Source organism: Paenibacillus silviterrae (assembly GCF_030167925.1).
GTDB lineage: Bacteria > Bacillota > Bacilli > Paenibacillales > NBRC-103111 > Paenibacillus_G > Paenibacillus_G silviterrae.
In genome coordinates, this window is sequence record NZ_JASKUT010000002.1 from 331999 (window position 1) to 353164 (window position 21166).

A 21166-nucleotide genomic window follows, 5' to 3' on the forward strand; every position below is an offset into this window, starting at 1 on the left:
GAAATATTCATTCTGTATAGTGAAATTAAAGATAAATTAATAAACAGGTTTGGAGGCGGAAGCCATGGATCGCAAAGGATCCCGTTTAGCGGAGTGCTTTACCCTGAAGGAGGAGCCGGGTAGGCTGATTATTGGTACGGCGAGGTATTTGATGCAGGTGGATACAACCGGATGCTGCTTTTCCTTTCATTCACCTGATCGTGAAGTCATTGCTGCGGCACATGAGATTTCGGGAATCCGATTTTCCTCTCCAAACGGAGAGGAGGTTCACGATGCGTTATCCGCTGCGCTGGTTTCCTTCAACGAGAGTCAAGTGCACATCTGTGTGACAAATCGTAAAGGGGATCAAGCGGACGTTCGGATCGAGCCCTCCTCCAGCTTTGTTAAGCTGCAGGTGCTCCCCCGGACGGAGGGAAGGTATACCATTGACGCAAGGACGGCGCCGCTGCAGCCGGTATACGGGCTTGGAGATCACGGAGGCTATGGAGATAGCACGGACGTATTCGGTATCACCGACAATCACTTTTTGAATGCGAACGACGGCAAACGTTTCGTGTCCAATTTCGCCGTGTTTCCGGCGTCAGGCTTTGCGCAGGTGCTTTTTGAAGACGGTGTAAAGCGGGTGAGAATCAACGGGGAAGAGAACGCGCTGGGGGCGTCCGGCGTCACAGCGGTCTCCAGTCTATACTATTTTATCGGGCCGCCGGAGCAAATTTATATGGATTATAAGCTGGCGCGACATCGGGAAGGATACCCCGACCTGAAGCCGAAGTACGATTTTTTCGAGGTTGGTTATGAAGCCTTCGGGTCATTGGGGTGGAATACATATCAGCAGTCCGTGCAGGAGGACCTTCAAGCCTATATTGATAAAGGTTATCGTTTAAAATGGGCCGTCATCGGCTCCGGATTTTGGAAGGGAGACCGGCAAGCGGACGATCAGGGGGCTACCACCAGCTTCGGAATATGGGATGATGAATACGAGGAAGGAAGAGCGGACGGGCTGCCCAATCCCAGGTATCCGGACAAGGAGGGGTTGAAAGATTTTTTCCACTCCCGCGGGATGAAGCTGATTCTTGGGCTGCGGATTAGCTTTAAGGCACTCCCTGAGCATGGGGGACATTACAACGCTTTGAATGACGGTAACTTTATTCAGGAAGGACTGGAACGGGGCTATTTCGTAACCGATGAGAAGGGGAGTCCGATCACGTACCGGGTTCAGTTTCCGAAAGGGGCCGTTTACTTGTTGGACGCCCGGAAGCCCGATGCGGTGAATTGGTATTCGTCTCTGGCAAGGCTTTGGGGGGCAGACGGCTTCAAGGAGGATACGATGCTGAAGGACGGCGCGCTGCTTCGTAATGATGCCAAATGCAATGCGACAAACGCCAAGCTGATGGAGGCCGGCTATTACTCGATGGTTCGTAATGCTGCCTACTCCGTGCCGGGGGAGATTTTGCGGCTGGAGGATACGATGTACGGCATGGATCAGGACCGCCCGGCCATTAACGGGCTGAACTACGCGGCAAGCGGCGCGTCAAACGTCTATGTAGATATCATTGCGGGTAAATATTTGAAAACCCCGTTGACGGAGGATCAAAAGATCTACTTTGTGCGCAATGCCATGTTTGCTGCCGTGTTCCCGGCGATGTCCGTAGGACTCGGACCATGGAAAATGAATCATGAAGCCTACGAGGGCATTGTCAAAAAAGCCTGTGATTGGCATTCGGCTATGGCGCCTTACATTTATAGCGCAGCTTTGGACAGCTTTCATTCAGGATATCCGCATACGATGACGCCCCTTCCGATTGCGTATCCGACGGATACGAACACTTACGGCTTGGCTTCGAAGCAGACGAAGCAATATGAGTGGATGCTCGGCCCTTCCCTTCTGGCTGCTCCGGCTTACGGCAGCGATTACGCCCAGGTGACGGCGAGAGACGTGTATTTGCCGGAAGGAAAGTGGATCGATTTTGAAACGGGAGCGGTCTATTATGGCCCGGTGACCTTGAAAGGTTACGAATTGCCGCCGGATAAAATTCCGGTATTTATCGGCGGGAAGGGAGTTATCGTCGTTCGAGATGAAGAGGACGGCCGGTTATACGCCGAGGTGTATCCTATTCGGCAGCAGGGCTCGCAGTATAGGTTCCGTTATCCTGACGGCAAGCATACTTCTTGTATCACGAATGATAATACAGGGTGGAATCCCGATACCTTGGAGATTGTTGAGACGGAATCTGGGGACAAAGTATCGTTCCGCTTTAACGCTTCAACAGGAGCCTGTCGTTTCCGTTTACGCGAGGGGGCTAACTACCGATTGGTAGGAGGAATGGAAGGCAACAAACAGGAGTAAGTAGAAAGAGCAAATTGCGGAAGCAATGGAGAACTTAACGATCTCCAATTGATTCCCTATGCTTTCATGACGCGAAGCCGGAACTTCTTTCCGGCTTTTTTTATGCAACAAAAATTGGAAATCCCCGTCTAATAGATAGCTGAGGAAGGCGAAAGGGGGATTCGGGAAGAAAGTTGAATCGGCTGCCTATGAGCCATTCTACTTCGAAGTTTACGACGAGAACGGGGGGCTTATGATACTATTGATTTTCAGGCGCCTGATTTTTACTTGAAGCAAGGATACGTTATCTTCGACACCTTGGAGAATACACCTCTTCACGGGGGGGAAGATTTTTCATGCAAAAAAGAATTGATAGAGACGGAGAGTGAACCATGACACACGCGGTTGTTCCATATCAAGAGAACCATCATGATACATTAGTCGATATATGGTATAGGGCCGTTGTTCGCACCCATACCTTTTTGGCTGCAGAGGATATAGATTTTTACCATCAGATGGTGAAAAGCGGTGTATTGAGAGAAGTGGAAGTTTGGGTCGGTCTGAACGATAATCAAAAACCGGCCGGGTTTATTGGACTGGACGGTACGAAAATAGAGATGCTATTTGTGGATCCGAATGAACACGGAAAGGGGATCGGCAGTCGATTAATCCGATATGCGGAGCAAATCAAAGGGAGCATTCTGCAGGTTGATGTGAATGAGCAAAATGAGGGGGCACATTCCTTCTACAAAAGACTGGGATTCGTACAAACCGGACGTTCGGAGCTTGACGGTTCAGGGCGGCCCTTTCCCCTGCTGCATCTTGAATATCGGGGGGGGCCAGGTGAGATAGTCTGCTCTTGTCGAAGGGGGTGCGGGAATGAAGGCATTGAAAGCAACAGGAGAGGCATCATGCATAGCAGCTGAACCGAAGTCCGTTGCAGTGAGATAGGAAAGTTATCTATAAGAAAAAAATCCTTTGCTCATCCTTGGCGGACACGTTAAAGTTATAACGGAAGAAGACTCTGCCGATTCGGGTGCCCATCCATTCGATCTCCCGCGGTGCATTTCCGCATGACAGGAACAAGTACTCTCTTAGCGATTTACAAATAAATTACGTGAAGGGTATTGACTTGTGGAACTGTAAACACTATTGTAACAGATAGCAGACCGAATCCAGGGTCTCGTACAGACAGATATTTATAGGAGAAGGAAGTGGAATTGAGAATGAAGCAATACAATACGCGTGCCATTATGGCTTCGCTGCTCATCTGCGGATTTGTCGGGATGTTCAGTGAGACGGCGCTCAACATTGCCATCAGCAATTTAATGGTTGTGTTCGGCATCACCGCGGCTACGGCACAATGGTTAACCACCGGGTTCCTGCTAACGCTCGGTATCCTGATGCCGATGACCGGTCTGCTGCTGCAATGGTTCACCACAAGACAGCTATTCATCGGCTCGCTTGTAAGCTCGATTGTGGGCACGTTGATCGCGGCGCTGGCAGTCAATTTCGAAATGCTTATGGTCGCACGGGTCTTGCAGGCAGCCGGTATGGGTCTGCTGATCCCGTTGATGTTTAATACGATCCTCGTTGTCTATCCTCCGGAGAAGAGGGGCGCAGCCATGGGCTTCGTCGGTCTCGTGATCATGTTCGCACCGGCAACCGGTCCTACAGTGGCGGGTCTCCTGATCGAATATTTAACATGGCACTATATTTTCTGGTTATCTCTTCCGTTCTTAATCATCGGTCTGTTGGTAGGACTGAAGTATTTGGAAAATGTCTCAGAGGTGACAAAGCCTCGTATCGACCTGCTGTCCGTCATTCTTTCCACCATTGGCTTCGGTGGCGTCGTCTTTGGCTTTAGCAAGGCGGGCGAAGGCGAGGGGGGCTGGACCAGCCCTGTTGTCATCGCAACCATAATCATCGGACTGGCGGCGCTTCTGCTGTTCGTGCTGCGCCAGCTGTTTATGCGTGAGCCGATGATGAACCTGCGCGTCTTCAAATACCCGATGTTTATTGTGGGTTTGCTATTAGTGCTCTCCTGTATGATGATCATTCTATCGAGCATGATTATTTTGCCGATGTATCTTCAAAAAGGGATGAGTTTGTCTGCCTTCACAGCAGGACTCATGCTGCTGCCGGGCAGCGCTCTGAACGGCATTTTGTCGCCGCGCATGGGACGTCTGTTCGATAAGTACGGACCGAAGTGGCTCGTAATTCCCGGTTTGGCGATCGTTGCGGCGATGCTGTGGTTCTTCTCCGGCATTACACCGGCTTCTTCGGTGGCGTTCATCGTCGCGCTGCATATCGGCCTGATGGTGGGTATCTCCATGGTATGGATGCCTGCGCAGACCAACGGCTTGAACCAGCTGCCGCCGGAGCTGTACCCGCACGGTACGGCTGTCATGAACACGCTGCAGCAGGTAGCCGGTGCCATTGGCACAGCGGTAGCCATCAGCATTCTGACAAGCGGCATGGAGAAGTACTTACACGGGTCCGCGGCTCCTAACGAGCTGGCCGAGATGTCCAAAGCGATGACGTTCGGTTCGCAGAATGTGTTCCTGTTCGCAATGACCGTGACCCTAATCGGCCTGGCCATGGCGTTCTTCATCCGCCGTGTCGTTGTCAAGCATGCAGCAATGAATCCGATGCATTAATATTAGGAGGGAGCCGAATAGGCTCCCTTTTTTTCGAGAACATTGGGAATAGGAGCCGTTATTTATGAATTTCTTCATTAGGCAGGAAATGCCGGACGACTATGAACAAACGGAGATCGTTGTAGAGAGTGCGTTTGCAGCTGCCCAACACAGTGATGGAAATGAACATAAGCTAGTTTCTCGGCTCAGGAAATCGGACTCTTTCATTCCTGAATTAACTTTAGTGGCGGTTCATAAAGAAATCGGGCAGGTAGCGGGACATATCCTTTTATCTAAGATCAGCATTAACGATGGGAATCAAGCAGTCGAATCCCTGGCTCTAGCGCCTCTTTCGGTCTTACCTGCATATCAAAATAAAGGCGTAGGCAAACAGCTAATTCAGGAAGCGCTGGCTGAAGCCAAAAGGCTCGGGTACCATTCTGTTGTCGTCTTAGGCCATTCGTCATATTATCCGAGGTTCGGTTTCCAAAAAGCATCGATATGGGGAATCAAAGCCCCCTTTGAAGTGCCCGATGAAATATTCATGGCGATTGAGCTTCATGAAGCTGCGCTTGCTCAGGTTTCGGGGGTTGTGGAATATCCCAGCGTGTTTTTTAAGAATGGCTAAGGCTTGGCGATTGCCGCGAATCGGCGCAACATTTTGCTCATTTGGACGAGCTTTACAACTAACTACATGTTCCCAGAATTATGTTAAACTAGAATCGCTCACATTCACAGGCAATCTCCCGCGGCAAAGCAAGCAGCACATCCCATCCGACTTCCCGCAAATGGACTTTATACATTGTTAATATCTTATTTAGAAAATTTCAAGAGACCTGCTTTATACTGTAATAGAAGGAAACGCGTTTCCCTATCAAGATGAAGAGGAGATCCATTATGAGATTTGGTAAAAAAAGCATGACGGCAGTCGCATTCACGGTCGGAGCCTGCGTCTTTCTGTCGACCGCCTTCGCCGATGCGATGCTGGGATCCGGCTATGATCAACTGAAAGGCACGGCCAAGCTTACCGCCGCGCAGATGGAGAAGGGACTTAACAATTACACGGTTGAAGCGTTGATATCGCTAAAGGATAACGGACAATCCTTGTTCCAGGTTTCGAATTTCAGTAAAATTGATACCGAAAAGCAAGCAACCGAAAACACATCCACGACGCAGTATTCCAACGGCGAAGCAAGATCCAATTTTTCTTATTTAGACAAAAAGTATTCCGTCTATAAGAACGAAACGGATAACAAATATTACGTGAGCGAAATGCCGGAGAATATTGAGAGAGGCAACAGTTTCAGCAACCCTTTTAACGAAAAGGGAGCCCCTGAGGTCGAGAAGATTGTGGATGCCGTTGTGGGCAATCTGAAGGATTACGTTCAGGCGGAGGAGCGTCCTGAAGGGGGCAAATCCTATTCGGGGAGCTTATCCGAAGCCCAAGTGCCCGCTGTAGTGAATGCGGTAGCGTCCTTCGGTATTAAGCAGATGATTAACGAGCAGGGCCGAATGGGAAGAAATTCGAACATGCCGGATATCGAAAGTGATATCTATGTAAAGAAAGTAACAGGAACTGCTTTGGAAAACAAAGCAGGATTGCTGGAGAGCCTGACGGGCGACGTCATCCTGACCGGTAAGGACAAGAATGGGGCGCAGCACGATCTGTCGCTTAGCGTTATCTTCAAGCTATCCAATATTGGAAGCACGAAGGTGGCTATGCCTGACTTAACGGGAGCCAATGTAGAGCGCGTTAGTCAAAACAGCGGCTTCAGCAGCAAATATGTCGGCAAATATTCGAACAACGTTATCAAAGAGAAAGACGGCAAATTCGTCAAAATCGGCGAAAGAACGCTGGAAATTTTGAGTATCAGTGAAGATAAGGTGACCGGTAAGTACTATGAAACCGCGAAGCCGGGCTTTGAAGCCGAATTCGGCGCGGCAGACAGCTTCCAGTTCGAATATAATCTGAAGCAGAACGGTAACGGCATGAATTTCTTCAAGTACACGAACGCGAAGGGTGAACAGAAGAACGGACAGCTGCATGCCAGCGGCTCGGGTAAGCTCTACCTTGAGCTGGATATCGAAATCCTTGACAGCAATTCGTTCCGCTCCCAAAGTCCTGACAATTTCGATAGAGAATTCAGCCGGGTATTTGAGTAGTAGGATATAGCTGAGGGAAGCCGCTTAGGCGGCTTCCTGACCATTTTTTTGGGGAGATGTTGGCATTCATGGATAAAGCAATGGAGATCACCGGGTTAACCAAGGTATATCCTAACGGCCGCGGCATCAGTGATCTGAATTTGACGGTAGATCAAGGAGATATTTTCGGCTTTCTCGGACCTAACGGCGCGGGGAAGACGACAGCCATGAAGATGATGGCGGGACTCATGAAGCCGGATCGCGGCGATGTGAAAATTTTTGGCGCCAGCGTCCTGGACGACTATGTCAATGCGATGAAGCATGTTGGCTGTATTATTGAAACGGCGGAGTCCTATCCGTACTTGACGGCCAATGATAACCTGAAGCTGTTTGCCAGGTTCTATCCGCATGTGGACCAGCAAAGGATCGACGAATGTCTTGAGATAACGGGCATGCTCAAGTACAAGAACGAAAAGTCCAGAAAATTCTCGCTTGGGATGAAGCAGCGTCTGGGGGTAGCGGCTGCCATTTTGTCCAAGCCGAGTCTTTTGATTATGGACGAGCCCTTGAACGGACTCGATGTCGAGGGAATGCTGGAAATGCGGAGGCTGATCAAGCAGTTGGCCCTGGAAGGCACTACCTTCTTTATTTCCAGTCATCTGATTCACGATGTGGAGCTGACCTGTAACCGAATCGGGGTCGTTTATGGAGGCAAGCTTGTCAACGTAGACTATACGAGCAACATTCTTGCGAATTATTCGTCGCTGGAAAATTATTTTGTTAGTGAGGTGGACCGCAATGGCAGGGTTTAAAGCCGCATTCTTGAACGAAGCCGTCAAGCTGCTGAAGAAGAAGAAGCTGATTGCGGCAGTCATCCTGTCCATCCTCGCTGTCATCGTCGGGCAAATTGCCGTAACGGCCATTAAGCATGGGCTTGGACTTCGCGTCGTCGGAAGCACGGAATTTCCATTGGTGGTCCTATCTATTTTTTCCTATACGATCCTGCCTTTATTCGCCACCTTCGTAGCCATCGATATGTTTAACGGCGAATTTTCGTCCAACACGATGAAAATTACGCTCACAAGACCGGTTACGCGGTTCGGCGTTTTTAGTGCCAAGGTGCTGAATATTGCGCTATTCATTGCGGTGAACCTATTTTTTGTGATGGTGCTTTCCTTGCTTGCAGGGTTCTTGTTTAATATGTCTTCCTCCGGCGTCATGGGAGTCGTCCGGGTCATTCTTTCTTATCTGGCTACGTTCCTTCCGGTATTCGTCTTTTCCTTGCTGGTGGTGCTTTTGTCGAATATATTGCGCGGCGGTCTGGCGGTCTTTTTCCTTTCTGTCATTGCTTTCGTCGGTCTTACCTCTCTAGGGATCGTGTTTTCGAGCTATTCCAGCTTTTTCATCACGCCGATGTTTGACTGGTACACGCTGTGGATTTCGGAATCGATGAATGTATTCAAAATCTTCCGCCAGCTCATCATTATGTCTGGATGTGGTATGATGTTATTTGCAGCGGGCTTTTATGTATTTGATAATAAGGATCTGTAGGATATAGTAAGCGAGGAAACGACATGCAGTTGACCAAACGGTTTTTCACGATGAATGCACTGACTGTATTGCTTTCCATTGGTTTAACGGCATTGGCTGCAGTGATCTTTATTGCCGCGTATACGAAGGTTTTTGGCGGCGAGGGGTATGTCGACGGATGGAAAAGGGTGTACGAGGTCAGAACGGGCTTAAGCGAGCTGAAGCGGGAAGCGATGAGCCTCGAATTCGACCAGCTCTTGAACAAATCCTATCAGCATGAATTGTTTGAACGGGTAAAAGCATTGGGGGGCAGTGCCATTCTATTGAAAAATAGGGAGGTGCTGCAGTCCACAAGAAATTTCAGTGACATAGACATCGAAAGAAGCCTCATGCTGACAGGCGGCACACCGAATCAGGATACCCTTGAGCTCGACGGCAAGGTGTATTTGTTTGCCCGGGCTTCGTACCAGCTAAGGTCCGGCGACGAGGGGATCCTGCTGATGCTCGCTCCTGTGCAGCTCAACACCGATTTCTATATGCTGCTTGGGATCTTTACCGTCTGTTTTTTCCTTATCGTCTTTCTTCTGTTGAATTTCTGGGTGTCTTACCGGTTCTCCCGCGGCATCATACGGCCCGTCTCGAGATTGCGGGATGCAGCGGTGAAAATTAGTGAAGGCGACCTGAGCGGCGGAATCGCGGAGGAAGGCGAGGGCGAGGTCCGCGAACTCAGCAGAACGCTGGAGCTGATGCGAATCAAGCTGAAGGAATCGGTGTATTTGCAGCAGAAATACGATGACAATAGAAAATTCCTGGTGTCTAGCATCTCTCATGATTTGAAGACGCCGGTTACATCGATAAAAGGGTATATCGAAGGGATCATGGACGGCGTGGCCGGCACCCCTGAGAAAATGGCGGCATACTTGGAGACGGCCCGTTCGAAGGCCATTCTGGTCAATACGATGATTGATGATCTGCTCTTGTATTCCAAGCTCGATTTAAACCAGCTGCCCTATCATTTTGAAAAGACCGATCTCGTCAGTTATTTTGAGGATTGCGTTGCAGATTATCGTTATGAGTATGAGAAGGCGGGTATCCGTTTAGAGCTGGTAAACCAGCTCGAAGGAACGGTTTGTGCGTTAGTGGATCGTGAAAGGCTCAAGCGGGTGATCCAAAATATACTGGATAATGCCACGAAATATTCGGACAAGGATGACGGCAGGGTGACCATTTTTCTTCGGGAAACCCGTACATCAGCAATAATCGAGATTAAGGACAACGGCAAAGGCATCCCTCAGGAGGAGCTTCCGCATATTTTCGATCGGTTTTACCGGGTCGATTCCTCCAGAAAAAGCGCGGACGGCAGCGGTCTTGGACTGGCGATAGCCAAGCAGCTCGTGGAGGGTCACGAAGGGAAGCTATGGGCCAGAAGCGCAGTTGGGGAAGGAACCAGTATGATAATATCTCTCAAGAAGCTATAGGTATGGGCGGGAGGATGCAATGAAACGGATTCTTATCGTGGAGGACGACCAAAGTATCGCCAATCTGCAAAAGGACTACCTTGAGCTAAGCGGCTATTCGGTTACCATCGTGAGCGGCGGCCAAGAAGGCTTACAGGCTCTGAAGCAGGAGGAGTATGACCTTGTCATCTTGGACATTATGCTGCCCGGGATGGACGGGTTCGAAGTACTCAGAACGATCCGGGAGCAGGATGACATCCCTGTGCTCCTGGTATCCGCGAGAGCGGAGGAAATTTATAAAATCAATGGTTTGGGTCTCGGTGCAGACGATTACATTACGAAGCCGTTCAGTTCAGCAGAGCTGGTCGCGCGGGTGAGCGCCCATCTGAAGAAGTATGAGCGGATGAAGGAGCGGTTCGGCAAGGAAACGACGGGTGCGAAGCTTCAAGTCCGCGGCCTTGAGATTCACAAGGATTCCAGAAGAGTATTCGTGAACGGCAACGAAGTGATGCTAGCGCAGAAGGAGTTCGACCTGCTCCTGTTCCTGTTTGAGCATGCGAATCGCGTCTTTGGAAAGGAAGAGCTGTTTGAGCGAATTTGGGGAATGGATGCGCTTGGCGATACCTCAACGGTGACGGTTCACATTTCCAAGATTAGGGAAAAAATTGAGGAGAACCCGTCCAAGCCGCAGTATATCGGCACGGTTTGGGGATCGGGGTATCGATTTATCGTGTAACGGGATGGCAAGGAACGGCGTCTGTCGTGCCTTGCAGGCGGTCGAGCAAGGGAAAGCGCGATCATTCGAGCTGAGGATCGGACTTGGGAGCAGAGGCGGGTTCAAGGAGGCACGGGTCCAGCTTGCACCCGCAAAGCCGATAAAGTCGTTTGGCCGGAGCCTGGGGGCTTGCCCGGCCTGAAGTGCAGCTTCATTCCAAGTTTCTCCCGGGTTGTCGTTCGCTACCTCGATTTATATGCTTACTTTAACGTCTTCATTTTGCGGTATTTTGACGGCGATACACCTTTAATGTCTCGGAAAATCCGCGAGAATGTATTATATGATCCGTAGCCAACCTCCAGTGCGATTTCAGAAACGCTCATCTCGGTTGAAACGAGAAGGCTGCACGCATGGCGGATGCGAAGATCTTGCAGGAAGTGGACGTACGATTGGCCGGTAGCTTTTTTAATGATTTCACTGACCCTGGAGATGCTCAAAGAGAAATTCTTGGCAATTCCGCCCAGAGTCAAATTCTCCTGATAATTGCAGTTTATATAGTGGATGATCGGCCAGGCGGCTCCTGCTGATTGGCCTGAGGCGGGCTTCCCGTTCGGTGTTGCACCATTCTTCCTCCGATAGCGGTCGAACCGGATGAGAAGCTCCTTCAGCTTAACCTGCAAATAGCTGTTCCGCCATAGTTCGCTGCCGGCGTATTCCTCGATCATTTCCTCAAGCTGGCTGTCCATCCACGCTTTCTCCTTCCCATCTAACTGAACGAAAGAAGGCAGCCCTTCGGTACCATTCACCATGCCGTTCATCAGCTCTTCTTGATTCTGCCCCGTTAGCAATTCCATACTGAATCGACAATTGTACAGAATGAGCTCCGATCCCGGATCGGTGAACAATTCATGAATTTGGTACGGCAGCAAAAAAGAAAACGTCCCCGCCTCCATCCGATGCTTTACCCCATTGATCGTTTCCCAGCCTGTCCCGCTCTTGACGTATGAAAATTCAAGGTAATCCTGCCGGTGGGAAGGGTAGCCTTTCTTCAGTCTATTAATCAGGAGCTCGAACTGGAATGGGCTATCTTTAGTCGTATAGCCTTTCAAGTATCTTGGGAAATGTGACATATTGGCTGGTCCCCTCAGAAATAATGGGATAATTATCGAAAAACACGTTAGGTTTTTTTCCTTCATTTATTTTACCATAAATAAAGTAAGTGAGTGCTTAGAATAGGGGGGAACAAGTTGAACCGGAGGACGCAGCGAGTTGAATTTGAACAGACTAAACAAATCTATGAGAGTGAGACATTGGTATTCCATGGGGTGGACGGCTTTGATGTCTACAATATTTCGATTCCGTTTACACGGGACGGGAAGCGCTATTTGTTCGGGCGGGTAGAGCGCCGCGAGGAATGGGCTCGCTCCTGGGTCCGCCTGTTCGAGGAGACGGGACGGGATGAATGGACTGTTGTGAAAGACAGCATGATTTATCCGCTGGAAGACCCTTACATCACGGAGCTCGGTGAAGAGCTTGTCATGGGCGGGACACATGTACAATATCAATCTGGAAAATACAGTACGTTTTTTGGATATTTTTATCGGGGCACCGACATCAACAATTTATACTATTTCACTACCGGACCTAACAAAATGAAGGATATTCGTCTTGTTCCGTTGTCGGATGGCAGGATCGGCGTCTTCTCGCGTCCGCGCGGAGCGGGGATGAGAGCCAAATACGGGAGCGAATCCATGATCGGCTTCACGGTCATAGACAGACTGGAAGAGCTGACAGCGGACGTCATCGAGAATGCGCCTTACATCTACGGCATCTTCGGGAAAGGCGAATGGGGAGGCGTGAACCAGGCTTATTTGCTCGACAGCGGCAAAATCGGCATCATCGGTCACATGTCCTACAAGGATGAGGATACGAACGGAGGGGAAGTGAAGGTGTACCTGAACATGGCCTTCGTATTTGATCCAACCACTCGCGAGTCCATGGACCTTCATTTGATCGGAAGCCGTAACAGCTATCCGCCGGGACCTGCCAAGGCGCCACATTTGGTCGACTGTGTCTTCGCTTCGGGAATTGTGATGCGTTCGGACGGCAAGGCCGATCTTTACAGTGGCATTGGAGATTGCCAGACGGGACGTATTACGATTGACTATCCGTTCGAGGGACATGGGCGTATTGTCTAGAGGTTTTCCCGGAGTCATGACTCTGGGATACTTACCAATATTGAATGGGGGAATCGATATGAGAATGAATCGAATGGCTGCACTTTTACTACTATTGTTTGTAACCGCTTGCAGCAGCGGTAATGACGGATCGGCCGGTGAGCAGTCCGCCGCTGAGAAGAACGCACCGCCTCAGGTTTCGACAGAGCCTGTCACGATCAAATTCGCACTGAGCATGGGATGGCTTGGACCTGGCGAATACCAGAAGTATGTAGAGGAGCCGGTGAAAAAGCGATACCCACACATTACGATCGAGCCCATCGATTTGTCCAAACCGGAGAACGGCTTCGATAAGCTAATGGCCGCAGGCAACATACCGGATTTGGTGATGACCGCTTCACCGATTATTTACCGGTTTGTAGGGACCGGAATGGAAGATAGTATCGAACCGCTGATCAAAAAATTCAATTTCGACCTTTCTCGGCTAGACCCGGTTGCAGTAGAATCAGTGAAGTCGGCAAGCCTGCAAAACAACTTAATCGGTCTTCCATGGACGATGCATTTCAGTGCGCTCTACTATAATAAAGATATCTTCGACAAATTCGGTGTTCCGTATCCGAAGGACGGCATGACCTGGGAGGAGACCCGAGAGCTGGCCAAAAAAGTGACGCGCAGCGAAAACGGTGTGCAGTATCGGGGCTTGGAGCCGGATAAATCGACCCGCCTGGCTTCCGTGCTGTCATACGGCTTTGTCGATCCGGTAACGGAGAAGCCGACCGTGAATAATGATAATTGGAAAAAAATATTTGAGCTGCTCAAAAGCATCTACGACATTCCCGGAAACAATACACCCCGTTTGGCTGGCGGAGGTACGGATCAGTTTAAGAAAGAACAGACTCTCGCTATGCTGGCTACCAATAACAACCTGCCGAACTTGAAGGATGCTCAGGATTTGAACTGGGATTTGGTCCAGTACCCGTCGTTCAAAGAACGTCCTAACACCGGCATGCAGGTAGATGAGTGGATTCTTCACGTCACGGCGCAGAGTAAATACAAGGATCAAGCGTTTCAAGTCATCTCCACGATTCTATCCGATGAGGTGCAGACGGATGTAGCCCGCAACGGTAGGCTGCCGGTAGTGAAGTCCAGCAACATTGAGCAGGAATTCGGCAAAAACTTGGATTACTTGCAAGGGAAAAATGTGAAGGCGGCCTTTATGTCCACTCCCGCAAAAGCGCTTCCAGTGAGCAAGTACGATTCGTTCGCTGAAGGTTATATGTCCAATGCCATCATCCCCATCGTCAAAGGGGAGAAAGATATTAACACGGCACTGAGAGAAGCGGAAGAACAAATTTCGAAAAATATTGAAACGAACCGGCAAAAATAACTCGGCAATGAAATGGAAGAAGGAGGTGAGCCAGATTTGCGTTAAGCTATAGGCGAACTCTAGCTCAATAACCATCATGAAAAGGCACGCTGGTAGTTCCGGCTGCCTTTTTTCCCGTTAGCGGGCGATAGTTTAATTTAAACTTGGATTGGTTTCTGAGTGTTCGATAACAACACTTAATTATGAAAGTGAAAAGTTCAAAATAGCAGATTTTGCATCGGTTAAGCATTTAGAACAATTACGCGAAAGCGAACGATAGGAGTTCTATATTTAACAACTTTTTTCTGACCCGGTCCGGGCAAAGGAGCAGATCGCCGCGGCAGCAGCTCCTTGGTCGCGTGGGAACGGTAGCTCATTGTCGCTAACAGGCCCCGTTAAGAGGTGGGCGGACGATCTAAAACAAATTTATTTACAAACCGATGGTCGGTATATATAATGAGTATCAGCAAACCAATTATTGCTAAGTGGGGGACCAGTTTTGAAACAAGAGGAACGTAGGCAACAAACCATAAGACTGTTGGTCGACACGACAAGAGAATTAATAAAGGAAAAGGGCTGCCATAGCATTACAATGCAGGATATTATGGGCAGATCCGGCCTTTCAAAAGGGGCAATCTTCCACTATGTGAAGAGTAAAAACGAAATCTTTGTTTGGGTTCTGCAAGAGGGTCTCGAAGATACAAACAAACGCTTCATGAATGAAGTTGAGCAAGGGCGCCGAAATTTCGACGAGCCGATGCAGAAAATCAAAGAAAGTATCGTCACTTACGAAAATCCACATAACGTTACGAATAAAGTACTGTTGTACTTGCTTGGAAAAGAAGAAGAGCCTGCGGTCGCGGAAGCGTTGAAGCAGTATTACGAACGGTCGGTGTATTTATCCAAGGTGTGGATTGAAACCGGCCAGTTGCATGGAGTGATTCCTAAAACGGTTGAGGCGGAAAAAACAGCTGAAATGTTCGTAATGATGACATTCGGTTTGCGGGTCCGCTCCAGTATTCCGTATACACATGCGGCTTTTAAAGCTCAAGATGTAACGGAGTTTATTATTGATATTTTAAGCCCTGCAGCGGATGGGACCAGGGAACAGAAGGATGAGGTCATGTGAAACTCTGGTTAATCTTGAATTTTTGATCGGTGTTATATTAATGGCCTTCGTGCTCGCAGACTAAGGAATTATTTGGCTGTTCAATCTCATTTCGCTGCAGCGTAAATTGACCCGGTTCAGCGCCCTAAGTATAGAAATAGGGAAGATGTCCGGAATATCGACATGCTTCCCATTTATAGGCTATATTCGTTATTCCTTACCTTATGGTGATGAAAGCAATCATAAGTCGTTTGCAATACATAAGAAAGGGGAGATTCGGTTGATTCCGCTTTATGTGCTTATTGGGGCATTTCTGTTTTTTCAAATGTTGGGATTGCTCGGTTTGATTTATTTCGAAGATTGGCATACTTCGCTTCAGGGAGCAGTGTCGGTAATGCTGCTCGTTACCGCATCCGCACATTGGGGGAGCATGCGCCCCGACCTGATCCGCATGGTGCCTAGGGCACTCCCAAGAAAGGATTGGATCGTGACCATTACAGGGGTGTTTGAAATCCTCGGGGCAGTCGGGATCTTGTTCCCCGCAACCTCAAGAACGTCATCCATCTTATTAGCTTTACTACTCATAGCTATGTTTCCAGCCAACATAAAGGCGGCTAAGGAAAGTTTGACGATTGGCGGACGACCTGTTCCCAGGCTGCTGTTGCGTACAGTTTTGCAAATCGTTTTTCTATCTGCGATTCTTTTGGCTGGTTAAGCAGGGAAGATTAACTCGTCTTCCAACAGTAATGAACGATGCCACTGATAAAAAGCGACCGCCAATGCGGTCTTTAAGTTATATCTTATATTAATAGATTTCTTCCCTGTCTGGGGAATTCCATTCTGAGCGAATTAATCCAACGTAAGAACCGGTGCTGGTTGTCACATTGATTGATTCAGCACAAGCTCGCGTCGGGCAAGGGAAAAAACGGGATCGTGATTCTGTCGCTCGACACCTTTGCACTCCATTTATTGCGGCATCGTGGTGTAGGTATGGGTTCCAAATACAGGAAACTAGAGCTGGGGACCGCGGTCACCTACTCGCTGAATCAGTGGGGGAAGTTGGCCGTGTTTTTGCAGGATGGCCGGCTGGAGATCGACAACAATCATAGCGAACGCTCCATCAAGCCGGTCGTCATTGGGCGGAAAAATTTCCTGTTCAGCAACACTCTTTGAATACTTGCCGCGTCTTTTCAAGGTAGGTCGCTCCAACCTCTCTCCTAGATGGATAGAGGTTATTTGACTTTTTAAATATATATTACTTTACAGTTATATAACCGAATGGTAATATAAAGGTAAGACATTCATGAAACTAAAAAAGGAGGATGATCATATGGACGGAATGCTTAAAGAATTAAACGGAGGACGTATAGTAAGTTTTGAACGCTATCTAAACCATCCCGTGGAAAAAGTGTGGCAGGCTATTACCCTGCCTGATCGGATCGCGGATTGGTTAACCGCGCATGCCGAGTTCGAGCTGATTGAGGGTGGCAAAATTATGTTTCGTTGGGATAATGGAGATACCGTGAGTGGGGAGTTTCTTCAAATCAATCCTCCATATGAGCTTGCTTTTACTTGGAAAGAACAGGTTTCGGGCAACTCCGTGGTACGCTGGGAGCTGCGGGAGGAGGACGAAGGATGCAGGGTACATCTTACCCATACGTTCTACGAAGCGGCAATGATCTCCGGATTTCTGGCAGGGTGGCACGTGCACCTGGATGTGCTGGATCTAATTCTTCAAGACCGGCGTATCGACTTTCCTTGGGAGCGCGTCAAGGAACTGCGCAATCAATATGAATCCCAAATAAGGTTAAAAGGAGGAGGAGCCCTATGAACGAATCACTCATGATTCAGCATCGGACATTTGTTAACGTCTCGCCGAATGTCGTGTATGGAACACTTACTACGGGAGAAGGCTGGGATGCATGGTTTACTCAGGGGACAACGGTTGAGGCGAACCGGGCGGACATATTCATTTCCGTTTTAAAGATTTTGGGCCGGACCATATTACGTTAGAGGATGGCGGAACCGTATTGGAAGCTGTCGCGTATGAGAAATTCGTATTTCAATGGACTCCTGGAGAATCCACGACGACTATTTCGTTCACATTAACGAGCTTAGGCGGGGGAACACTGGTTACTGTTTTGGAGTCGGGATATACCCGATCCGAGCAGGATCTGAAAGCTTTCGGAGATTGCGCTGTCGGCTGGGGGGAAGCAATGACCTTGCTGAAATACTATTTGGACCATGGAATCACATACGGTGCCGTGCCTAGGCACCATCTTGAAAAAACAATGACCGAAGAATACTTAAAACGTACGGATAACTTTACAGCAAAGCATTAAGGAAAACAGATGGAGCAGTGAAGAAAATGGATATTTTCGAAGTCTTGGCAGAGCCTCATAGGCGTTTTATGCTGGATCTCTTGCGAATCCGCGAGCGGTCCGTTGGAGAACTGGTTGAAGAGAGTCAATTGAGTCAGCCCGGGGTTTCCAAGCATCTCCGAATATTACGGGAAGCCGGACTAGTAAACGTACGATCCGATGCCCAAAAAAACATCTATTCGATTCACCCCAAACCGCTCAGGGAAATCGACGCATGGTTAGAATCGTACCGCCATTTCTGGTCCGATAAGCTTGATGCTCTCGAGTCGTTTCTTGACAATGAACAAAAGTAAAGCCATATCTGCTTATTTTGGACATCCGGAGTATTGAATAAACGTTACTCAGAATGTCAGAACAATAACTAAAACGGAGAGGCAGCCGATTTGAAACGGCTGCCATTTCCATTTTGGTTTATGGATTTTTCCGGTACACGACGCATTCAGCAGTCCTACAGCTACCCCGGGCAGTTTGGCAGAGTCTGTCAAGTTTTCACTTCTCTGTGATTACTCATCCGCTTCTCCTCCACATGCAGGCGTATACACCTATCTTCATTGGTTTTCCAATGTCCATTATTAGGGGGCATTTCAATTAGATTGCAGGGTTTTATTCGTTTATGAATTTTGGGATCATGGAAGTTAGACCAATTAGCTGGAGTGAGCGCAGGTAGAATTACGAACGATTAATTTCGTATCAATATGAATTTTTGAGGTGATAGAAGGCCCTTCATTCTCTTTTAATTCAATCAGCTTGGAAACGGCAGTTTCCGCAATGACTTCCGTCTCTACATGTATTGTCGTTAATTCTGGAGAGATGACGACTGCTTCGTGAATATTATCGAAACCGATTACAGAAATATCCTGCGGTACTCGAATACCCAGTCTCATGAAAGATTTAATTACACTAATCGCGATATAATCGCATTCACAGAAAATCGCTGACGGCAAATCCCCATTACGATCACGTATAGCTGAGGTGAACTCCTCTTGTGGTGAGACAATAGTAGGGGATGCAGTAAACAAATCTTTCTCAGCTACTGCCAAGCCCAACTCGCCAAGAGCATGAATAAACCCTTCCTTACGAGCGTTAAAATTATGCATACGAACATTGGATTGTACGTATCCAATCCTCTTATGACCAAGGCTTACTAAATGCCGAACTGCTTGGTATGTGCCTAGCTGGTTATTCATTACGATGAAATGGGTGTCGAGTGTGTTATGGCATGTATCAAGGACGACAAGGTTTTGGTGTCGAGCAGCTATCATTTCAACAATCTCACGGGATAGATTCGTACCAAGTAATATAATTCCCCCAGATTCATGCTCATGTTCAAGTTCTTCAATCTTTCCTTCCAGTTCGGCAGCAGGTACCGAATTAAACAATAAAACAAGCCCCCGTTTCCTGCATTTTTCCTCTAAGTAGTGAATGAGCTCCATGAAAAAAGGCTGCTGATTGTAGTGCTCCAACACGATTCCTTCGTGGACGCAGGCAACAAAGCGAACCGTATTCCCGAAAGTCGGCATCTTCTCTGTGCGAGTCGACCGCGGGGTATAACCTTGGTTCCTGACAATATCTAAAATTCTATCACGTGTATCCCCGCTTACTCCCGGTTTTCCATTGATCGCTAAAGAAACAGCGGACTTGGAAACATTGGCCAGTTTAGCTATATCCTCAACTTTCATGAGATCGTTACCTCCGATTATGAATAAAACAGCATGGTTTATAGCATCACAATACTGTACATTGATATAAAAAACAACTAAAATAAGTAATTTTATCGATATACAGCATAAAATATGCTGAAATCAGCAAGTTTCTTTTAATAATACAACTAAACAAATATCTACAATTTATATAAAACAGTGATTGACAATCAAAAATACAAAGTGTTAACATTGTCTATGAAACGAAAAGTGTTTTTGTGTTTATGTAGGCGGAAACAATTGATTTTACAAGAATATGAGCTTTTTTACTCTTAAGGAGAGAATCGGATGTCACAATGGAATAAAGGCGCTTTATTGGGCGATCGGTACCGGGTGATTGTTTCAACAGATATCGGCGGGAGTGATCCGGACGATTTTCAATCCATGGTACATTATTTATTGTATTCTGATTTATTTGATACGGAAGGACTCATTTCGTCCCCATGGGCACAAGGCCGTAAGGAGCACATATTGGAGGTCATTGACCAATATGAGAAGGATTTCGAGAACTTAAAGTCGCATTCCGAACATTACCCTGACCCCGATTACTTGCGGTCCGTTACCAAGCAAGGTACAGTAGATTTTGCTCCGTACAAGGGCTACGATAAACCGACTGAGGGATCGGATTGGATTATCCAGTGTGCCAAAAAGCAGGATGACAGACCCCTGTATATTTTGATTTGGGGTTTGCTGGAGGACTTGGCTCAAGCCCTTCATGACGATCCGAGTATCGAGGAGAAGCTGCGGGTTTATTATATTGGCGGGCCGAACAAAAAATGGGGTCTCAATGCTTACGAATATATAAGAACTCATTTTCCAAACTTATGGATTATTGAGAACAATTCCACTTACAGAGGGTGGTTTGTCGGCGGGAATCAGGATGGTGACCTAGGTAATGAGTCATTTGTTGCACAACACATCAGTCAACATGGTGCAATGGGGGATTATTTTGCCAATGTATTAAGCGGGAAAATAAAGATGGGTGATACCCCGTCTGTCACGTACTTGCTTAAGGGAGACCCGGAGCATCCGGAGCATCCGAGCTGGGGAGGCAGCTTCACCAGAGTCAAGAATCGCCCTTTATTCGTATTTGATCGAAATACAACGAAAGAGGATATTATCGAGGTGTTTGGCATTCTCGAGCTCGTGTTTCGCGGACCGGTTCTGGATTCCCCAAGCGATGTATGCGTATTTACGCTAGTTGTTGAGGGGCAAAATTTTGAAGGCTTTTATCTTGGTAATGGAGAATACCGTGTTCGCTTCATGCCCAAAGCGACCGGACACTGGTCGTATGAGACCAAAAGCGATATTGCCGAGTTAAACGGACAAACCGGTGAGTTTACTTGTATAGAGGAATCCGCGGCGAGACTAGGGTATGACGCCGCTTATCCGAATTGGTGGTCGGATGTATTGGATACCGAATTGCAAGAGGATTCGCATAAAGGAGCAAAGACTGTGAGCATGTGGAGAGAAACGTTCCTGCGTGATTTCCAAGCTCGAATGGATCGCTGTCTTCCTAAAGGTGAACGGACTCTGTCTTAAAGCAGCCCTTATCGCTGTAAAACGGCTATAGGTACAGCCCTTAGTCCGAACGTTTGGACCGAGGCGGTTCCAATGATGACGAT

General features: G+C 48.1%; 20 protein-coding genes and 1 pseudogene. 19 read left to right on the forward strand and 2 right to left on the reverse strand.

Annotated elements, in window-relative coordinates:
- The first annotated feature begins 64 nt into the window (after positions 1-64).
- The 9 genes from QMO62_RS25160 to QMO62_RS25200 all read left to right on the forward strand — a co-directional run bounded on the left by QMO62_RS25160 (position 65) and on the right by QMO62_RS25200 (position 10830).
- Positions 65-2347, forward strand: a complete 2283-nt coding sequence (locus QMO62_RS25160; protein ID WP_284645255.1) for a glycoside hydrolase family 31 family protein — start codon at positions 65-67, stop codon at positions 2345-2347.
- Positions 2348-2718: 371 nt separating this feature from the next.
- Positions 2719-3252: an acetyltransferase gene (locus tag QMO62_RS25165; protein WP_284645256.1), complete on the forward strand. Its 534-nt coding sequence runs from the start codon at positions 2719-2721 to the stop codon at positions 3250-3252.
- Positions 3253-3552: 300 nt separating this feature from the next.
- A complete protein-coding gene (locus tag QMO62_RS25170) occupies positions 3553-4986 on the forward strand; it encodes a DHA2 family efflux MFS transporter permease subunit (protein ID WP_284646670.1) in 1434 nt (477 codons plus the stop codon).
- Between the two features lie 64 nt (positions 4987-5050).
- Entirely contained in the window at positions 5051-5593 is a 543-nt protein-coding gene (locus QMO62_RS25175; protein WP_284645257.1) for a GNAT family N-acetyltransferase, read from the forward strand.
- Between the two features lie 290 nt (positions 5594-5883).
- Complete coding sequence (locus tag QMO62_RS25180; RefSeq protein ID WP_284645258.1) at positions 5884-7128, forward strand: hypothetical protein; 1245 nt, start codon at positions 5884-5886, stop codon at positions 7126-7128.
- A 68-nt stretch (positions 7129-7196) separates the two neighbouring features.
- The gene (locus tag QMO62_RS25185) at positions 7197-7919 is read left to right on the forward strand and encodes an ABC transporter ATP-binding protein (RefSeq protein ID WP_284645260.1); all 723 of its coding nucleotides are present in this window, start codon (positions 7197-7199) and stop codon (positions 7917-7919) included.
- Positions 7906-8658 carry an ABC transporter permease gene (locus QMO62_RS25190; RefSeq protein ID WP_284645261.1) on the forward strand — a complete coding sequence of 251 codons (753 nt, stop codon included), beginning with the start codon at positions 7906-7908 and terminating at the stop codon, positions 8656-8658. The genes QMO62_RS25185 and QMO62_RS25190 overlap by 14 nt, the downstream gene beginning before the upstream one ends.
- 23 nt (positions 8659-8681) lie before the next feature.
- The gene (locus QMO62_RS25195; RefSeq protein WP_284645262.1) at positions 8682-10115 is read left to right on the forward strand and encodes a sensor histidine kinase; all 1434 of its coding nucleotides are present in this window, start codon (positions 8682-8684) and stop codon (positions 10113-10115) included.
- Between the two features lie 19 nt (positions 10116-10134).
- Positions 10135-10830: a response regulator transcription factor gene (locus QMO62_RS25200; RefSeq protein ID WP_284645263.1), complete on the forward strand. Its 696-nt coding sequence runs from the start codon at positions 10135-10137 to the stop codon at positions 10828-10830.
- A gap of 239 nt (positions 10831-11069) precedes the next feature.
- On the opposite strand, the gene QMO62_RS25205 is transcribed toward QMO62_RS25200, so the two are convergent.
- Entirely contained in the window at positions 11070-11939 is an 870-nt protein-coding gene (locus tag QMO62_RS25205; RefSeq protein WP_284645264.1) for an AraC family transcriptional regulator, read from the reverse strand.
- Positions 11940-12056: 117 nt separating this feature from the next.
- Here QMO62_RS25205 and QMO62_RS25210 point away from each other — a divergent pair, with 117 nt between their 5' ends.
- The 9 genes and pseudogenes from QMO62_RS25210 to QMO62_RS25250 all read left to right on the forward strand — a co-directional run bounded on the left by QMO62_RS25210 (position 12057) and on the right by QMO62_RS25250 (position 18134).
- Positions 12057-13007 carry a DUF1861 family protein gene (locus QMO62_RS25210; protein WP_284645265.1) on the forward strand — a complete coding sequence of 317 codons (951 nt, stop codon included), beginning with the start codon at positions 12057-12059 and terminating at the stop codon, positions 13005-13007.
- A gap of 58 nt (positions 13008-13065) precedes the next feature.
- Complete coding sequence (locus QMO62_RS25215; RefSeq protein ID WP_284645266.1) at positions 13066-14373, forward strand: ABC transporter substrate-binding protein; 1308 nt, start codon at positions 13066-13068, stop codon at positions 14371-14373.
- 478 nt (positions 14374-14851) lie between these two features.
- Complete coding sequence (locus QMO62_RS25220; RefSeq protein ID WP_284645267.1) at positions 14852-15481, forward strand: TetR/AcrR family transcriptional regulator; 630 nt, start codon at positions 14852-14854, stop codon at positions 15479-15481.
- Positions 15482-15626: 145 nt separating this feature from the next.
- Positions 15627-16175, forward strand: coding sequence for a DoxX family protein (locus QMO62_RS25225; RefSeq protein ID WP_284645268.1), 549 nt, complete (start codon positions 15627-15629; stop codon positions 16173-16175).
- Between the two features lie 293 nt (positions 16176-16468).
- Positions 16469-16627 (forward strand): annotated as a pseudogene (locus QMO62_RS25230) (IS66 family transposase); the annotation flags it as partial.
- Between the two features lie 163 nt (positions 16628-16790).
- Positions 16791-17291 (forward strand): SRPBCC family protein, encoded by a 501-nt coding sequence (locus QMO62_RS25235; RefSeq protein WP_284645269.1) that lies wholly within the window; start codon positions 16791-16793, stop codon positions 17289-17291.
- On the forward strand, positions 17288-17473 hold the full coding sequence (locus QMO62_RS25240; protein WP_284645270.1) for a hypothetical protein: 186 nt from the start codon (positions 17288-17290) through the stop codon (positions 17471-17473). The genes QMO62_RS25235 and QMO62_RS25240 overlap by 4 nt, the downstream gene beginning before the upstream one ends.
- The gene (locus QMO62_RS25245; protein WP_284646671.1) at positions 17464-17802 is read left to right on the forward strand and encodes an SRPBCC family protein; all 339 of its coding nucleotides are present in this window, start codon (positions 17464-17466) and stop codon (positions 17800-17802) included. The genes QMO62_RS25240 and QMO62_RS25245 overlap by 10 nt, the downstream gene beginning before the upstream one ends.
- A 26-nt stretch (positions 17803-17828) precedes the next feature.
- The gene (locus QMO62_RS25250; protein WP_348651727.1) at positions 17829-18134 is read left to right on the forward strand and encodes an ArsR/SmtB family transcription factor; all 306 of its coding nucleotides are present in this window, start codon (positions 17829-17831) and stop codon (positions 18132-18134) included.
- 351 nt (positions 18135-18485) lie between these two features.
- Here QMO62_RS25250 and QMO62_RS25255 read toward each other — a convergent pair whose 3' ends face one another.
- Complete coding sequence (locus QMO62_RS25255; RefSeq protein WP_284645272.1) at positions 18486-19520, reverse strand: LacI family DNA-binding transcriptional regulator; 1035 nt, start codon at positions 19518-19520, stop codon at positions 18486-18488.
- Positions 19521-19829: 309 nt separating this feature from the next.
- Here QMO62_RS25255 and QMO62_RS25260 point away from each other — a divergent pair, with 309 nt between their 5' ends.
- The gene (locus QMO62_RS25260; protein WP_284645273.1) at positions 19830-21083 is read left to right on the forward strand and encodes a nucleoside hydrolase-like domain-containing protein; all 1254 of its coding nucleotides are present in this window, start codon (positions 19830-19832) and stop codon (positions 21081-21083) included.
- Positions 21084-21166 lie beyond the last annotated feature (83 nt).